Source organism: Micromonospora musae, from assembly GCF_003626545.1.
Lineage (GTDB): Bacteria > Actinomycetota > Actinomycetes > Mycobacteriales > Micromonosporaceae > Micromonospora > Micromonospora musae.
This window is the reverse complement of record NZ_RAZS01000005.1, coordinates 156,893-173,635: the sequence shown is the minus strand read 5'-3', so window position 1 is coordinate 173,635 and position 16,743 is coordinate 156,893. Positions and strand designations below refer to the sequence as shown.

The window sequence follows — 16,743 nt, the reverse complement described above, 5'->3', positions numbered from 1 at the left end:
AATCTCACTGGCCTCTCAGGCTAACCATGTTTGTCGTGATCGCCGACCCCCACGGTCAGACCGCCGGTTACGCCCCGAATATTCGTCAGGTTGGGGGACCGTACGCCCCTCGGTCCGGCTGTCCCGGCGGCGCGGTGGCCGGCGTCCCGAGGCGTGGTGGCGGGCCACCGGTCCCGCCGGAGCTGGGGGTACACTGCCGTCATGGCCGGAGTCTTCCTGCTTCTTACCGAGCCGTGCTGATGCGCTGAACGCGCGACAGCACGGCGGCCCCTCCTGCGTGAGGGGCTTTTTTGTGCCCGTCGCCCGCCAGCCGGTGGGCGGGCGGGCGGCGAGCACCAGCAGACCGCACGAGACGACCGCGCCGAGCGACGCGAGGAGACGCGATGAGTGAGGCAGCCGCACCGGCGGGCGACATTCCCCCGTTCCGGTACACCGCGGCCCTGGCCGACGAGATCGAGAACCGTTGGCAGGACATCTGGGAGCGGGAGGGCACCTTCCACGCCCCCAACCCGACCGGGCCGCTGGCCGACCCCGACCACCCCCGGGCGGGCGCGGAGAAGCTCTACGTGCTGGACATGTTCCCCTACCCGTCCGGGGCGGGCCTGCACGTCGGGCACCCGCTGGGCTACATCGGCACCGACTGCTTCGCCCGCTACCAGCGGATGGCCGGCCGGAACGTGCTGCACGCGATGGGCTTCGACGCGTTCGGCCTGCCCGCCGAGCAGTACGCGGTGCAGACCGGCACCCACCCCAGGACCACCACCGAGCAGAACATCCAGCGGTACAAGGCGCAGCTGCGCCGGCTGGGCCTGGCTCACGACGAGCGCCGTTCGGTCGCCACCATCGACACGGACTTCTACCGCTGGACCCAGTGGATCTTCCTGCAGATCTTCAACTCCTGGTACGACCGGGACGCCGAGCGCGCCCGGCCGATCGCCGAGCTGATCGCCGAGTTCTCCGGCGGCACCCGGCCGACGCCGGATGGCCGTCCGTGGGCCGAGCTGTCCGTGGCCGAGCGCCGGGAGATCGTCGACGGCCATCGGCTGGCGTACGTCTCGCAGGCGCCGGTGAACTGGTGCCCGGGTCTGGGCACCGTGCTGGCCAACGAGGAGGTCACCGCGGACGGCCGCTCGGAGCGGGGCAACTTCCCGGTCTTCAAGCGGAACCTGAAGCAGTGGATGATGCGGATCACCGCGTACGGTGACCGGCTGCTGGACGACCTGGACACGCTGGACTGGCCCGACGCGATCAAGCTGATGCAGCGCAACTGGATCGGCCGGTCCCAGGGCGCGCACATCGACTTCCCGACGGCCGCCGAGCCGGTCCGGGTGTTCACCACCCGGCCGGACACGGTCTTCGGAGCCACCTACATGGTGCTGGCGCCGGAGCACGAGCTGGTCGACGCGCTGGTGCCGGCGACCTGGCCGGAGGGGACCAAGGAGTCCTGGACCGGCGGGCACGCCAGCCCGCGGGCCGCCGTCGAGGCGTACCGCAAGGCGGCCGCGGCCAAGACCGACGTCGAGCGGCAGGCCGACACGAAGGAGAAGACCGGCGTCTTCGTCGGGGCGTACGCCACCAATCCGGTCAACGGCGCGCAGGTCCCGATCTTCATCGCGGACTACGTGCTGGCCGGCTACGGCACCGGGGCGATCATGGCGGTTCCCGCCCAGGACGAGCGGGACTGGGCCTTCGCCGAGGTCTTCGACCTGCCGATCGTCCGGACGGTGCAGCCCGCCGAGGGCTTCGACGGCAAGGCGTACACCGGCGACGGCCCGGCGATCAACAGCGCGGCGCCCGAGCGCGGCCTGGACCTGAACGGCCTGGCGGTCGCCGAGGCCAAGGCCAGCATCATCGAGTGGCTGGAGGCGAACGGGCACGGCCGGGGCACGGTCACCTACCGGCTGCGCGACTGGCTGTTCAGCCGGCAGCGTTACTGGGGCGAGCCGTTCCCGATCGTGTACGACGAGACCGGTGCCGCCATCGCGCTGCCGGAGGAGATGCTGCCGGTCGAGCTGCCCGAGGTGGAGGACTTCTCACCGCGGACGTTCGCCCCGGACGACGCCGACAGCAACCCGGAGACGCCGCTGTCGCGGGCCCGCGACTGGGTCGAGGTCGAGCTGGACCTGGGGGACGGCCCGAAGCGGTACACCCGGGAGACCAACGTGATGCCGCAGTGGGCCGGCTCCTGCTGGTACGAGCTGCGTTACCTGGACCCGACCAACACGTCGCGCTTCGTGGACGCGGAGAACGAGCGGTACTGGATGGGCCCGCGCGGCGAGGGCGACTGCGGCGGCACCGACCTGTACGTGGGCGGCGCCGAGCATGCCGTACTGCACCTGCTGTACGCCCGGTTCTGGCACAAGGTGCTGTTCGACCTGGGCCACGTGTCGTCGTTCGAGCCGTTCCGCAAGCTGTTCAACCAGGGCATGATCCAGGCGTACGCGTACACCGACTCCCGGGGCAGCTACGTGCAGGCCGAGGAGGTCATCGAGCGCGACGGCGGCTACTACCTGGGCGATGACGTGGTCAATCGCGAGTACGGCAAGATGGGCAAGTCGCTGAAGAACGTCGTCACGCCGGACGAGATGTGCGAGGCGTACGGGGCGGACACGTTCCGGGTCTACGAGATGTCGATGGGCCCGCTGGAGGTGTCCCGCCCGTGGGAGACCCGGGCGGTCGTCGGCTCCTACCGGTTCCTGCAGCGGGTCTGGCGGGCCGTCGTCGACGAGCAGACCGGTGCGCTGCGGGTCACCGACGAGCCGGCCGACGAGGCGACCCGGCGGCTGCTGCACAAGACCGTCGACGGGGTCCGGGCCGACATGGACGGGATCCGGTTCAACACCGCGATCGCCAAGCTGATCGAGCTGACCAACGCGCTGACCCGGCTGCCGGCCACCCCACGTGAGGTGGCCGAGCCGCTGGTGCTGATGCTGGCGCCGTTCGCCCCGCACGTGGCCGAGGAGCTGTGGCGGCGGCTGGGGCACGACACCTCGCTGACGTACGCGGACTTCCCGGTCGCCGACCCGGCGCTGCTGGTGGCCGAGACGGTCACCTACCCGGTGCAGGTCAACGGGAAGGTCCGCGGCCGGGTCGAGGTCCCCGCCGACGCGTCGGAGGAGACGGTCCGCGCCGGCGCCCTGGAGGCGGTGGCCGCGACCCTGGGCGGCAAGGATCCGCGCAAGGTGATCGTGGTGAAGGGCCGGATGGTCTCGGTCGTGCTCTGAACCGGCTGGTGGGCGCGCCCTCGTCGGGCGCGCCCACGGCGGGTTCGTCCTGGTCGGCCGGCGCGCCGTGCACCGCGCCCGGTTTGCGGCACCGCTGTCGAGGCCGGCGGCGGTACCCGGTCGCCGCGATTGCGGCATCGCGGTCGAGGTCGGTGGCGGTACCTGGTCGCCGCGCGGTTTGCGGCATCGCGGCCGAGGCAGGCGGCGGTACCCGGTCGCCACGCGCGGTTTGCGGCACCGCGGTCGAGCTCGGTCGCCGCGCCTGTGGAACTGACGTCACCAAAGACTCAAGCGGTCATCTGTCGGCATCGCCGTCTGAGTCGGCATCGCGTCTGAGCCGGCAGCTGAGTCGGCGTCGGCGTCTCGAGTTGGCGTCGGCCGACAGTGAGCCCCGAACCGGCGCTGATCAACTCGACTTCATTGAAGTCGGGGTATCAACGGCGGATTATCGCCCCGACTTCATGGATGTCGAGTGGATCAACCCGACCAGGGCGGCCCGGGGTGGGTCAAGCCGACCCCGGGTGGGTCAGCCCGACCCGGGTGGGTCAATCCGACCCGGGTGGGTCAGCCCGACCCGGGTGGGTCAATCCGACCCGGGTGGGTCAATCCGACCCGGGTGGGTCAGCCCGACCCGGGTGGGTCAGCCCGACCCGGGTGGGTCAATCCGACCCGGGTGGGTCGACCCGAACCAGGCGGGTCGACCGATCCGAACGTGTCAATTCGATCCCCGTGTGAGCCGGAGTTGGCGTCGGCGTCCGAGTCGTTTCTGACATCAGCTCGAAAGGCTCCGCGGGGCGCTGCCAAGAGCCGGCGGCTGCCACGGCACGAGCCGAGCCGAGCCAAACCAAGCCGAGCCAAACCAAGCCGAGTCAAACCGAGCCGAGTCAAACCGGACCAAAACGAGCCGAAACGGTCAGGCCAGGTCGAGCGCGGCTTCGACCGTCGGGCGGTGCCGGCGTAGCCAGTCGTGCCAGCCGCGTACGGTCTCGACCGCCCCGGCGGCGCGCAACCGGCGCATGCCGGGCTCGTCCCGGTCGGCGCCGGCGGAGATGCCCCGCCACGTGCCCTCGATCTGGTCGAGCATGACCCCGAGCAGTTCGGCCCGGGGGAGCAGCCCTTCGGCCCGCCCCTCGTAGGCGTCGCAGAGCAGCGCGCAGCGGCGGGCCAGCTCCGCCGGGTCGGCGCCGTCGCCGAGCTCGGCCCAGTGCCAGCCGGCGAAGGCCACGTCCTCGATCCGCCGGCCGGGGCCGGCGCGGTCCCAGTCGAGGAACACGATCGGCAGCGGCCCGCCCGGGGTGTCTCGGTACACCGTGTTCTTCGGCGACAGGTCGCCGTGGCAGACAGTCTCGGCGGTACCGGCCAGCGGGCTGCCGGCGCAGGCGTCGTGCAGGCGCCGGATCAGCCCGGCCAGCGCGACCAGCGCCGGGTCGGCGAAGTACGCGGGGTCCTCGCGGTCGCGCCACGGCACCCGGCCCTCGACGTAGCTGAGCACCTGCCGGCCGTGCTCGTCGGTGCCGAGGTGCCGGGGCGCGAGATCCGTGCGCGCGAGATGTGCGAGCAACGCGGCCACGAAGTCGTCGTCCGCCGGCGCCGTGCGACGGACGCTGTCGCCGACGCGGAGCACCTCGGCGATGAAGCCCCCGGGCAGCGGCTCGGCGGCGTCGACGCCGGCGGGGCGGTCCGCGGGATCCGGTCTATCGGACACCGGGGCCCTCCGGCGCGCTCCGCCGGCGCCGCTCCGCCCGCCACAGCCGCCGGACCAGGATCGCGCCGGCGACCAGACCGAGGCCTGCGGGGGCCACGGCGAACCACTGCACGTCGCCGGGCGAGGTGACCGCGGCGCCGACCGCGGCGTAACCGAACGCGCTCGGTACCGCGGCGATCACGCTGCCGGCGAGGAACGGCAGCAGCCGCGCCGCGGTGGTGCCGTAGCCGTAGCTGACCAGCCCGAAGCCGGCGATCGGCAGCAGCCGGACGGTGATCACCCCGAGCACGCTCTGCCGGGCGAACCAGCCGTCGAGCCGGGCCAGTCGGCCGCGAACCCGGGCGGCGACGAACTCCCGCCCCAGCAGCCGGCCGACAGTGAAGCCGATGGCGGCGGCCACCAGCGCCGCGGTCAGCGCGTACCCGGCGCCCTCCAACGGGCCGAAGATCGCGCCCGAGGCGAGGGTGATGAAGGTACGCGGAACCAGCGCGACCAGCAGCAGCGCGCCGCCGAGGACCGCCGCGAGCGGCGCGAAGCCGCCGAGCCGGTCGGCCAGCCCGGGCAGCTCGGACGGATCCGGCCGGGGTACCAGGAGCAGCAGCAGGCCGCACGCCGCGATCACGAGCAGCAGCAGCGCGAACCGGACGGCCGACGGCTGCCGCAGCAGCCGCCGGACGGCGGGTGTCATGCGCGGGCGGCGGCCACCGCGGCGCGGCGCTCGGACCGGAGCCGGTCGGACCAGGTGTCGTCCAGCGGCGGCAGCTGGTGGATCCCGGTGGCCCAGCGCAGCAGCAGGTCGGCGAGGGCGGGGTTGCGGGCCAGCGCCGGACCGTGCGAATACGTCCCGAGCAGCTTGCCGCGCCAGGCGCCCTCGCTGGCGCCGTCGTTGCCGACGCCGGCGGTGACCCGGGCCAGCGGGGAGACGTCCGGCCCGAGGTGGGTACGGCCACCGTGGTTCTCGAAGCCGCTCAGCGGCGGAATCCCCAGCCGGGCGTCGATGTCGCCGGTCAGCTCACCGACGGCCCGGGTCTCGCCCCGGTCGGAGGTGATGTCGAGCAGCTCCAGCCCGGCGCACTTGGTGCCCTTGGCGAAGAACGAGTTGCCGAGCAGCTGGTAGCCGGCGCAGACCCCGAACACGACCGAGCCCTGGGCCACGGCGCGGTGCAGCGAGCCGTCGGCGATCAGCCGTTGCGCGCCCAGCGCCTGCGGGCCGTCCTCGCCGCCGCCGACGAGGTAGATGTCCGCGGTGGCGGGCAGCCGCTGGTCGGAGCGGACCTCCAGCACCTCGATCGGCAGGCCGCGCTGGCGGGCGCGCCGGGCGAGGATCAGGGCGTTGCCCCGGTCGCCGTAGGTGGAGAGCAGGTCGGGGTAGACCCAGACGATGCGCAGGCTCTCAGTTGACACGGTCCAACTCCGCTCGGATGTCCTGGAACGCGGTGTAGTTGGCGATGACCTCGAGGCGCCCCGGGGGCACCGCGCGGACCGCCTCGTCGAAGCTCCGTATGTGCTGGAACGGCACGTCGTTGACGTCGAGCCGGACGGCCAGGTCGTACGCCCGGTCGCCGGTGATCAGCACCTGCCGGCCGCGCAGCGGGGCGAAGTCGACGTCGAAGAGCCAGGAGGTGTCCAGCCCGTCGGGGTCCCGCGCGTTGATCGACAGCAGGGTGGGCGCCACGTCGGCCATGTCGAACGCCTCCAGCCAGCTGGCCGGGTTCTTGGCCAGCAGCAGCCGGATGTGCCGCCCGTCCCGCTCGACCTGCGCGTAGCGGCCGGCGATCGAGGTGACGCTGGAGAGCCGGGAGACCGCGTCGACGGGGCGTACGCCGAACTCCGCGGCCACGGCCAGCGCGGTCGCCGCGTTGCCGACGTTCACCTTGCCGGGTAGCTGGAGGGAGACCTTGTGCCAGGCGCCGGTCGGGTCCAGCACGCCGTCGTCCTCCACCGTCCACTGCGGCTGGGGGCGGCGCAGCGGGCAGCCGGTGCACCACCACTGGTCACCGGAGCGCTGGATGGTGGAGCCGCACTCGGGGCAGACCCACGAGTCGTCGTGCCAGCGCTGTCCCGCGCTGAACCAGGTCACCTGCGGCGGGTTGATCCGGTGGTCGTGGTTGGGCGGCGGCGTGGCCGCCCAGACGACCATCGGGTCGTCGGCGTTGGCCACCACCCGGATGTCCTGGTGCCGGACCAGGGCGGCCCGCCAGAGCTGCGCCATCATGGCGACCTCCTTGGCGCGGTCGAGCTGGTCGCGGGAGAGGTTGAGCAGCGCCACCACGTGCGGCTCGGTCGCCTCCAGCACCTGGGCCAGGTAGTGCTCGTCCACCTCGAGCACCGCGTAGGGGGTGCTGCCCGCCTTGGCCAGGGCGGAGGTGTGGCCGGTCGGCATGTTCGCGCCGAAGGAGTTGGTGGCGACCTTGCCCAGCACGCCGACCGCGGCCGCGGCCAGCCGGGTCGTGGTCGTCTTGCCGTTGGTGCCGGAGACGAGCGCGATCGCCCGACCGGCGGCGAGGTGCGCGAGCAGGTCTGGGTCGATCTTGAGTCCGATCCATCCGCCGATCACCGAGCCGTCACCCCGGCCCGCGGCGCGCGACAACGCCGCGGCGGTCCGGGACACGGAGCTGGCCACCTTCGCCCGCAGGGGCATCTTCGCGTCCGTCACGCGAGCGAGGTTACCGGACCATCGGTCTCGCCAGATCGCCACCGACGGCGAACCGTTCGGCCGGGGCGCTCTGGCGGGCGGCCGATTCCGGCTCCGCCGGACGGAGTCGATCAATGTCGGAAAGCGGACGCGGTCGGTGGGCGGCTCCGGCCCTCCACTCCGCCCCACCCGCCGTGACGTGCGGTTTTAGGCGCGGATCGGTCGCGCCACGCGGGCATTTCTGGTTGCAGGTGGAGGGAAGTGGAGTAGAGTGGGGCCCGATGGTGAGGCCGGGAGGGCCCACCGGCCCGGGGGGTCAGCGGCGCCGCGAACGCCGCTCAGGGGCGAGGGGGTTGGGCCGTGTTTCTCGGCACCCACACTCCGCGCCTGGACGACAAAGGCCGGTTGATCCTTCCGGCGAAGTTCCGGGATGAGCTGGCGGGGGGTGTCGTGATCACCAAAGGGCAGGAGCGCTGCCTCTACGTGTTCCCGATGCCCGAGTTCCAGCGGATCGCGGAGCAGCTGCGTGCTCAACCGATGACGAGCAAGGCGGCCCGGGCCTACAGCCGGGTCTTCTTCGCCAGTGCGCACGACGAGGTTCCGGACAAGCAGGGTCGGGTGACCATCCCGGCCCACCTGCGGGGATACGCGGCGCTCGACCGGGATCTGGTCGTGATCGGCGCGAGCACGCGGGTGGAGATCTGGGACAAGGCCGCCTGGGAGAGCTACCTCGCCGAGAGCGAGGACGAGTTCGCCGACATCGAGGAGGGGGTGCTGCCCGGCGGTCTGTAGGGCGGACGGCGCCCGGCGTACTGCGAGATCTCCAGCCGCTTTCGAGTTCCTGGCACCCCTTCCCCGGTGCCAGGCGCACGATCTCTCGGGGCCCGCGGCCTCGCGACGGGCGGGAGCGGATGGGGATCTGGCGGTACGGCGGCAGGCGCCGGCCGACGCGGGCGCGAGAAGGAAGAACGGTAACCAGCGGTGGGGGTCGACATGGGGGAGATTCGCGGCACGCACGTGCCGGTGCTGCTCGAGCGCTGTCTCGAGCTGCTGGCCCCCGCGCTGGGTCGGGGTGACCGGACGGTCCACGTCGACGCCACGCTGGGGTTGGGCGGGCACGCCGAGGCGGTGCTCGAGGCGCATCCGCAGACGATCCTGATCGGGCTCGACCGGGACACGGAGGCGCTCGCGCACGCCCGGGTACGGCTGGCTCGTTTCGCCGACCGGATCCACCTCGAGCACGCGGTCTACGACGAGTTGCCCGACGTGCTCGACCGGCTGGGTTACCCGGGGGTCGACGGGATCCTGTTCGACCTGGGGGTCTCGTCGCTGCAGTTGGACGCGCCCGACCGGGGGTTCGCCTACGCGCAGGACGCGCCGCTGGACATGCGGATGGACCAGACCCGGGGGGTGACCGCCGAGGAGGTGGTCAACACCTACGGGCATCCGGAGCTGGCCCGGGTGCTGCGGGTGTACGGCGAGGAGAAGTTCGCCGGGCGGATCGCCTCGGCGATCCTTCGGGAGCGGGAACGGGCCCGGATCACCTCGTCGGCGCGGCTCGCGGAGCTGGTCCGGGACTCCATTCCGGCACCAGCCCGACGAACCGGGGGACACCCGGCAAAGAGAACGTTTCAGGCTTTGCGGATCGAGGTAAACAGAGAGCTGGCGGCGCTGGAGACGGCGCTGCCGGCCGCACTCGACGCGCTCAACGTGGGCGGTCGCATGGTGGTCCTGTCCTACCACTCGCTGGAGGACCGGCTCACCAAGGCGGCGCTCGCCGATCGGGTCCGTAGCACGGGCCCGATCGACCTCCCGGTCGAGCTGCCCGGGACCGGCCCGACGTTCCGGCTGCTGAGCCGGGGCGCCGAGCTGCCCGGGGAGCTCGAGGTCGCTGCGAACCCGCGCGCCGCCTCGGTGCGGCTGCGGGCCGCGGAGCGCATCGACCCGGACGCGCAACGGCAGGGGCGGACCGACCGCGAACGGTCCCGTCGGCGCGTCAAGGCGATGAACCAACCGGGCACGGGGTCCGTGCGATCCGTGGGGGATCGCGAAGGGGCCCCGGGGGACGGGACAGGGACGGACGTAGAGGGGGAGGGGACATGAACGTTGACGGGCGCGAGCGCCGGGACTTCACCGGCGTCGGACAGCGCGCACCGCGGTCGGGGGGCCGGACCGCGGCGGAGCGGGTCAGCCGCGTCGGAAACGGTACGTCTCGCACGGACCGGATGAACCGGCAGGGGGAGTCGAGCGCGCGGGGGGCGCGCGAGTTCCCGGTTCAGGGCAGCACGGCGCTGCGGCCGCAGGAGCGGGGTGGCCCGACGGCCGCCCGCCCGCCTCGGCTGCGGGTGGCGCCGCCACCGCCGATGTCGGTGCCGCGAGCGCCGTTCGCCGCGCTGATCGTGGTGCTGGTGGTCGGCGGGGTGCTCGGCATCCTGCTGGTCAACACCAAGATCAATGAGAACGCGTTCAAGCTGGAGAAGCTGCAGCAGCAGCAGGCCCGGCTGGACCTGGAGCAGGAGCAGCTGAAGAAGGAGATCGCCGACGCCGAGGCGCCGGGCAACCTGGCCGCGCAGGCCCGCAAGCTCGGGCTGGTCGAGTCGGGCGAGCCGGGCTACGTCCGTCTGCCGGACGGCCGGACCATCGGCGTGCCGCAGCCGGCCACCGGCGCACCATCGGTGACCAGCCAGCAGGGCACGGGACGCTGACCGGTGCCACCGCGGTCGGAGGATCCGCGCCGGGACGATCCAGGATCCCGGCGCGGCTCGGCCCGGGAGGGCCGGGGCACTGGTGAACCGGGCGTCGGAGGGATCTCCGGCGCCCGGGCGTACACCCCTCGGGGGCGCACCATCCGGGAGGGGAACGAGCGGGTGTCGCGGGGTGGCGGCGCCGAGCAGCGCCGCACCCCGCGCGGCACCCGGTCGGGCGACCCGTTCCGGCCGGCCCTGCAGGTGCTCGACGGTGGGCGCGCCGGGACCGCCCGGACGGCTCGCCGGGACGCCTCGGCGGCCGGCCGCTCCGGCGTGGTCCGCACCGTGCAGGCGCGCATCCCGGGCAACCCGGCCGACGAGCCGGCGGCGCCGCGCCGCCGGACCGCCCCCCGACCGCCGCGCCGGCCGGACCGGCCCGCCGGGCGGCGGCCGTCGCGCAAGCCGCCCAAGCCGCCGAAGCTCGCCGACCCGCGACTGCGACTGCGGTTGGGCACTGTGCTCACCCTGGCGCTCTTCGTGACCATCGGCATCCGACTGGTCGTCCTGCAGGCGGTGGACGCGCCCGCGTACGCCGGCGGCGGCGTCGCGGACCGGACCCGGACGGTCGACCTGCCCGCTCCCCGGGGCGCGATCTACGACCGCACCGGGGCACTGCTCGCGCACAGCGTGGAGGCCCGGTACGTCTTCGCCGACCCGACCCTCATCGAGGATCCGGCGGGCACCGCCAAGGCGCTCTCCCCGCTGCTGGGGATCCCGGCGTCCAAGCTGACCCGGCTCATGCAGCCGCGCAAGCTGGAGAACGGCAACCCGTCGCGCTTCGAGTACCTGGCCCGGGGGGTGGAGATCGGTGTCGCCAAGCAGGTGCAGGCGCTCGAACTGCCCGGCATCGGCGTGCACCGCGACGAGCGGCGCGAGGTGCCGGGCGACGACCTGGCCGCCAACCTGATCGGCTTCACCAGCCAGGACATGGTCGGGTTGGAGGGGCTGGAGGCCCGCTACGACGACCTGCTGCGCGGCGAGGACGGCAAGCGCGTCTACGAGGCCGGCCTCGGCGACCTGGCCGCCCCCATCCCGGGCGGCTACAGCGAGACGACGCAGCCGAAGCCCGGCAGCTCCCTGCAGCTCACCGTCGACCGGGACCTGCAGTACATGACGCAGGTGATCCTCCGCCGGCACACCGAACAGGCGCGCAACGTCACGGCCGCGGCCGTGGTGATCGACGTCGCCACCGGCGACGTGCTGTCCCAGGCGAGCGATCCCACCTACAACGCCGCCAAGCCGGAGGCGAGCAGCCCGGTCGCCCGGGAGGACGTGGCCACCAGCTTCGTGGTCGACCCCGGCTCGGTGCACAAGGCGATCACCTTCGGCGCGGCGCTGCAGGAGGGGGTGATCAAGCCGGACACCACGCTGCCCATCGAGAACAGCATCAAGATGGGCGACACCTGGTTCTCCGACACGCACCCGGCGAACGGCCGACGGATGAGCATCGCCGGGATGCTCGCGTACTCCTCGAACGTCGGCACCATCAAGGTCGCCGAGAAGCTGGGCCGGGACCGCCTCATCGACTACCAGCGCCGGTTCGGGCTGGGCCAGCCCACCGGGGAGGGCATGCCGGGGGAGGCGAGCGGCCGGCTGCTGCCCGCGGAGGAGTGGAGCGGGTCGTCGTACGGGTCGGTGCCGATCGGGCACAGCGTGGACGCCACCGCGCTGCAGATGGCCGCCGCGTACGCCGCCATCGCCAACGACGGGACGTACATCCAGCCGCACCTCATCAAGGAGGTCATCGGGCCGGACGGGAGGCGGACGCCGGCCAAGGCCCCGGTCACCCGCCCGGTGCTGAGCCCGCAGAACGCCCAGGCGCTGCGCACGCTGCTGGAGGCGGTCACCACGGTCGACAACGCCACCGGCGTGACGGCCGCCGTCCCGGGATTCCGGGTCGCCGGCAAGACCGGCACCGGCTGGCGGCTGGTGGACGGGAAGAAGCAACCCGGCGAGGTCTCCTCGTTCATCGGCATGGCGCCGGCCGAGAAGCCCCGCTACGTGATCGCGGTCTTCGCGTACGTCCCCGCCGGCGGCGGCGCGGCGATCGCCGGACCGGCGTTCAAGGAAATGATGCAGTTCACTCTCCGTCACTACAAGGTGCCGCCCTCGACGACGAGCAAGTCGCCCGAGTTCGTGGTCTATCCGCGCTGAGCAGGCACGGCGGGACATCATCGGTGAGTGGGGACGAACCACCGGGGCGGCTGTGCGGCCGACGCCGGACGACCGGGTAGGGTCTGACGCCGTGTCCGGCAATCCTCGTCCCCGTACGGTCACCGGAACCCGGCTCGGCGACCTCGCAGCCCGGCTCACCGTCGAGCCGCCGACCGACGCCGCCGACGTGGTGGTGACCGGCATCACACACGCCAGCCAGGAGGTCCGCCCCGGCGACCTGTACGCGGCGCTGCCCGGCGCCCGCCGGCACGGCGCCGAGTTCGCCGCCGCGGCGGCCGCCGCCGGTGCGGTGGCCGCGTTGACCGACCCGGCCGGCGCGGCCGCGGTGGCGGAGGCCGGCCTGCCGGCCCTCGTGGTGCCCGATCCCCGCGCGGTGCTCGGCGCGCTCGCCGCCGCCGTCTACGGCGACCCGACCGCGGGGCTCACCGTGATCGGGGTGACCGGCACCGCCGGCAAGACCTCGACGGCCTACCTGATCGAGTCCGGCCTGCGCGCCGCCGGGCACACCACCGGACTGATCGGCACGGTGGAGACCCGCCTCGGCGACCTGGTGATCGAGAGCGTGCGGACCACCCCGGAGGCGACCGACCTGCACGCCATGCTCGCCGCCGCGCGCGAGCGCGGGGTGACAGCCGTGGTCATGGAGGTGTCGAGCCACGCGCTGGCCATGGGCCGGGTCGGCGGCGTTCGCTTCGCCGTCGGCGGCTACACCAACTTCGGCTCCGACCACCTCGACTTCCATGCCGACTCGGCGGAGTACTTCGCGGCCAAGGCGCAGCTCTTCGACGGTCGCTGCGGGGTGGAGGTGCTCAACCACGACGACCCGGCGCTGCGACCGCTCTTCAAACCGGCCACGGTCAGCTACTCGGCGTCCGGTGACCGGGCCGCGACCTGGTGGGCCGACGGGATCGGCGGCGAGGGCTACGCCCAGCGCTTCACCGTGCACGGCCCGGACGGGCTCACCCTGCCCGGGAGCGTGGCGCTGCCGGGCCGGCACAACGTGGCCAACGCCCTGCTCGCCATCGCCGCGCTGACGGCCGTCGGGGTGGAGCCCGGCACGGCGGTCGCCGGGGTGGCCGCCTGCGGCGGCGTGCCGGGTCGGCTGGAGCTGGTCACCCCCGCGGACGCGCCCGTCCGTGGCGTGGTCGACTACGCGCACAAGCCGGACGCGATCGTGGCCGCCCTGGCCGCGCTGCGTGAACTGAGCACCGGCCGGCTGATCTGCGTGATCGGCGCCGGTGGGGACCGGGATCGGGGCAAGCGGCCGGTGATGGGCGCCGCCGCCGCGGAGGGAGCCGACGTGGTGCTGGTGACCGACGACAACCCGCGGACCGAGGATCCGGCGGCCATCCGCGCCGAGGTCCTCGCCGGGTCCCGGCAGGCCGGTACGACGGCCCGGATCGCCGAGGTGGCCGGCCGTCGGGCGGCGATCGACGAGGCGGTCCGGCTGGCGGAGCCGGGCGACGTGATCGCGCTGCTCGGCAAGGGCCACGAGCGCGGGCAGGAGGTGGCCGGCGAGGTGCTGCCGTTCGACGACCACACGGAGCTGGCGGCCGCGCTGCGCGCCCGCTTCGGCGACCTGGCGGGTCACCGGTGATCCCTCTGACGCTGGCCGAGGTGGCCACCGCCGTCGACGGTCGGCTCGTCGGCGCCGACCCGGACGCCCGGGTCACCGGCTCGGTCGAGTTCGACTCGCGCAAGGTGAACGCCGGCGGGCTCTTCGTCGCCTTCCCCGGCGAGAAGGCCGACGGGCACGACTTCGCCGAGGGGGCCGTCGAGGCCGGCGTGGTGGCCGTTCTCGGCACCCGGGAGGTGCCCGGCGTGCCGATGGTGCTGGTCGACGACGCGCGGGACGCGATGGGGCGGCTGGCCCGTACGGTGGTCGACCGGCTGCCGCAGCTGACCGTGGTCGGGTTGACCGGCTCCTCCGGCAAGACCACCACCAAGGACCTCGTCGCCCAGCTCAGCTCCCGCCTCGGCACCACGGTCGCGCCGCCCGGCTCGTTCAACAACGAGCTCGGGCATCCGTACACGGCGCTGAAGGCCGATTCGGAGACGCGCTACCTGGTGATGGAGAAGGGCGCCCGCGGGATCGGGCACGTGCGTTACCTCTGCGAGCTGGTGCCGCCCCGGATCTCGGTGGTGCTCAACGTCGGGACGTCGCACATCGGCGGCTTCGGCTCGCAGGCGAACATCGCCCTGGCCAAGGGGGAGCTGGTCGAGGCGCTGCCGGCCGACGGCCTCGCGGTGCTCAACGCCGACGACCCGCTGGTCGCCGCGATGGCGTCCCGCACCGAGGCCCGGGTGGTCTTCTACGGCGAGGCGGCGGACGCCGACGTGCGGGCCGAGGACGTGGCGCTCGACGAGCGGGGACGCCCGTCGTACACGCTGGTCACGCCGGAGGGGCGCGCGCTGGTGCGGCTCGGCCTGACCGGCCGCCACCAGGTCTCCAACACGCTCGCCGCGGCGGCGGTCGCCCGGGAGCTGGGCATGCCGCTGACCGAGCTGGCGCAGGCGCTGGGCGAGCTGGGACTGGTCTCGACCCGGCGGATGGATGTCTTCGACCGGCCCGACGGGGTGACGGTCATCGACGACTCGTACAACGCCAATCCGGCCTCGATGTCGGTGGCGATCAAGGCGCTGGCCGCGCTGGGCGGCGGGCGGCGTACCGTCGCGGTGCTCGGCTACATGGCCGAGTTGGGGCCGTACGAGTACGACGGCCATGCGGAGGTCGGCCGGCTCGCGGCCGAGCTGGGCGTCGACCGGCTGCTCGTGGTGGGCGAGTCGGCCGCGCCGATCCACGAAGGCGCGACAGCGGTAAGCAACTGGGGAGGAGAGTCGGTGCTGCTCACCGATCAGGCGGCAGCCGTCGAGGTGTTGCGGGAGGAGCTACGGCCGGGCGACGTCGTCCTGGTCAAGGGCTCCCGGTACCGCACCTGGGAGGTGGCCGACGCGCTGCGCGCTGACGCCAGTGGGGAGACCGCTGCATGAGGGCGGTAATCGTCGCCGTCGGGGTGGCCTTCCTGATCTCGCTCTTCTGCACCCCGATCGCGATCAAGGTCTTCGCCCGGCTGAAGGCCGGCCAGCCGATCCGATCAAACCTCGGGCTCGCCAGCAATGAGGGCAAGAAGGGCACGCCGACGATGGGCGGCGTGGTCTTCATCCTGGCCACGGTCATCGCGTACGTCGCGGGTCACCTGGCCCTGACCACCCTGCCGGACCTGCAGATCGCCCAGGTCGAGCCGACCATCACGGCGCTGGTGCTGCTGGGTCTGATGGTCTTCTCCGGCGCGGTCGGCTTCATCGACGACTTCCTCAAGGTGCGCAAGCGGCACAGCGGGGGTCTCAACAAGCGCGGCAAGCTGCTGGGGCAGATCCTGGTCGGCGCGGTCTTCGGTGTGGTGGCGCTCTACTTCCCGAGCACCATGACCGATGCGAAGGGCACGGCGACCAACACCGAGACCGTCGGCAGCACGACGTTGAGCTTCATCCGGGACATCCCGGCGCTGGAGCTCACCAAGGTCGGCGCGGTCATCCTCTTCATCTTCGTGGTGATGGCGGCGACGAACGGGGTGAACCTCACCGACGGCCTGGACGGTCTCGCCACCGGCGCGTCGGTGATGGTCCTCGCCGCGTACGGGCTCATCGCGTTCTGGCAGTACCGGCACTGGTGCGCCGACCCGAGCTACACCCGGGACTACTGCTACGCGGTCCGCGACCCGCTGGAGATCGCGCTGATCGCCGGGGCGGCGGCCGGGGCCTGTGTGGGCTTCCTCTGGTGGAACACCTCACCGGCCCGGATCTTCATGGGTGACACGGGTGCGCTCGGCCTCGGTGGCCTGATCGCCGGCATGGCGATGTCCACCCGGACCATCATGCTGCTGCCGATCATCGGCGGCCTCTTCGTGATCATCACGATGTCCGTCGTGATCCAGATCATCTCGTTCAAGACCACCGGCAAGCGCGTGTTCCGGATGTCGCCCCTGCAGCACCACTTCGAACTGGCGGGGTGGAGCGAGGTCAACATCGTGGTCCGGTTCTGGATCATCGCGGGCATCTGCGTGGCGATCGCCCTGGGCCTCTTCTACAGCGAGTACCTCGCCAACGTCACCTGAGCCGTCCGGCCGGCCGGGCCGACCGTCCCGCCCGTCGGGAGGTCGGCCCGCCGCTGGTCGGGACGGCCGGCGTCCTGCCGCGCGGGCTCCGCGCGCGGCTCCCTCCTCGCGGCCCGACACGCCGAAGGGGCGGTTGCGGGGG

Annotated in this window: 12 protein-coding genes; 8 read left to right on the top strand and 4 right to left on the bottom strand. The window is 73.0% G+C overall.

Annotated features, from left to right (window positions below; genetic code table 11):
- The first annotated feature begins 383 nt into the window (after positions 1 to 383).
- Positions 384 to 3,224 carry a leucine--tRNA ligase gene (gene leuS, locus D7147_RS15515; protein ID WP_120678199.1) on the top strand — a complete coding sequence of 947 codons (2,841 nt, stop codon included), beginning with the start codon at positions 384 to 386 and terminating at the stop codon, positions 3,222 to 3,224.
- Between the two features lie 913 nt (positions 3,225 to 4,137).
- Here leuS and D7147_RS15510 read toward each other — a convergent pair.
- From D7147_RS15510 to D7147_RS15495, 4 genes are read right to left on the bottom strand one after another with little or no spacing between them, the layout of a single operon-like run.
- The gene (locus tag D7147_RS15510; protein ID WP_120678196.1) at positions 4,138 to 4,929 is read right to left on the bottom strand and encodes a phosphotransferase; all 792 of its coding nucleotides are present in this window, start codon (positions 4,927 to 4,929) and stop codon (positions 4,138 to 4,140) included.
- Positions 4,919 to 5,617 (bottom strand): TVP38/TMEM64 family protein, encoded by a 699-nt coding sequence (locus D7147_RS15505; protein WP_120678194.1) that lies wholly within the window; start codon positions 5,615 to 5,617, stop codon positions 4,919 to 4,921. Before D7147_RS15505 ends, D7147_RS15510 begins: the two co-directional genes overlap by 11 nt.
- Positions 5,614 to 6,333 carry a type 1 glutamine amidotransferase gene (locus tag D7147_RS15500; protein WP_120678192.1) on the bottom strand — a complete coding sequence of 240 codons (720 nt, stop codon included), beginning with the start codon at positions 6,331 to 6,333 and terminating at the stop codon, positions 5,614 to 5,616. Before D7147_RS15500 ends, D7147_RS15505 begins: the two co-directional genes overlap by 4 nt.
- A complete protein-coding gene (locus D7147_RS15495) occupies positions 6,323 to 7,570 on the bottom strand; it encodes a MurT ligase domain-containing protein (RefSeq protein WP_120678896.1) in 1,248 nt (415 codons plus the stop codon). The genes D7147_RS15500 and D7147_RS15495 overlap by 11 nt, the downstream gene beginning before the upstream one ends.
- A gap of 354 nt (positions 7,571 to 7,924) precedes the next feature.
- Here D7147_RS15495 and mraZ point away from each other — a divergent pair, with 354 nt between their 5' ends.
- The 7 genes from mraZ (at position 7,925) to mraY (ending at position 16,601) form a co-directional block, all read left to right on the top strand.
- A complete protein-coding gene (gene mraZ / locus D7147_RS15490) occupies positions 7,925 to 8,356 on the top strand; it encodes a division/cell wall cluster transcriptional repressor MraZ (protein WP_120678190.1) in 432 nt (143 codons plus the stop codon).
- 201 nt (positions 8,357 to 8,557) lie between these two features.
- Complete coding sequence (rsmH, locus tag D7147_RS15485) at positions 8,558 to 9,667, top strand: 16S rRNA (cytosine(1402)-N(4))-methyltransferase RsmH (RefSeq protein WP_120678894.1); 1,110 nt, start codon at positions 8,558 to 8,560, stop codon at positions 9,665 to 9,667.
- The gene (locus D7147_RS15480; protein WP_120678188.1) at positions 9,664 to 10,269 is read left to right on the top strand and encodes a septum formation initiator family protein; all 606 of its coding nucleotides are present in this window, start codon (positions 9,664 to 9,666) and stop codon (positions 10,267 to 10,269) included. Before rsmH ends, D7147_RS15480 begins: the two co-directional genes overlap by 4 nt.
- A gap of 3 nt (positions 10,270 to 10,272) precedes the next feature.
- Complete coding sequence (locus tag D7147_RS15475; protein WP_120678186.1) at positions 10,273 to 12,465, top strand: peptidoglycan D,D-transpeptidase FtsI family protein; 2,193 nt, start codon at positions 10,273 to 10,275, stop codon at positions 12,463 to 12,465.
- 52 nt (positions 12,466 to 12,517) lie between these two features.
- On the top strand, positions 12,518 to 14,083 hold the full coding sequence (locus tag D7147_RS15470; protein WP_120678179.1) for a UDP-N-acetylmuramoyl-L-alanyl-D-glutamate--2,6-diaminopimelate ligase: 1,566 nt from the start codon (positions 12,518 to 12,520) through the stop codon (positions 14,081 to 14,083).
- Positions 14,080 to 15,477, top strand: coding sequence for a UDP-N-acetylmuramoyl-tripeptide--D-alanyl-D-alanine ligase (locus D7147_RS15465; protein ID WP_120678177.1), 1,398 nt, complete (start codon positions 14,080 to 14,082; stop codon positions 15,475 to 15,477). Before D7147_RS15470 ends, D7147_RS15465 begins: the two co-directional genes overlap by 4 nt.
- Positions 15,474 to 16,601, top strand: coding sequence for a phospho-N-acetylmuramoyl-pentapeptide-transferase (gene mraY, locus D7147_RS15460; RefSeq protein WP_120678175.1), 1,128 nt, complete (start codon positions 15,474 to 15,476; stop codon positions 16,599 to 16,601). Before D7147_RS15465 ends, mraY begins: the two co-directional genes overlap by 4 nt.
- Positions 16,602 to 16,743 lie beyond the last annotated feature (142 nt).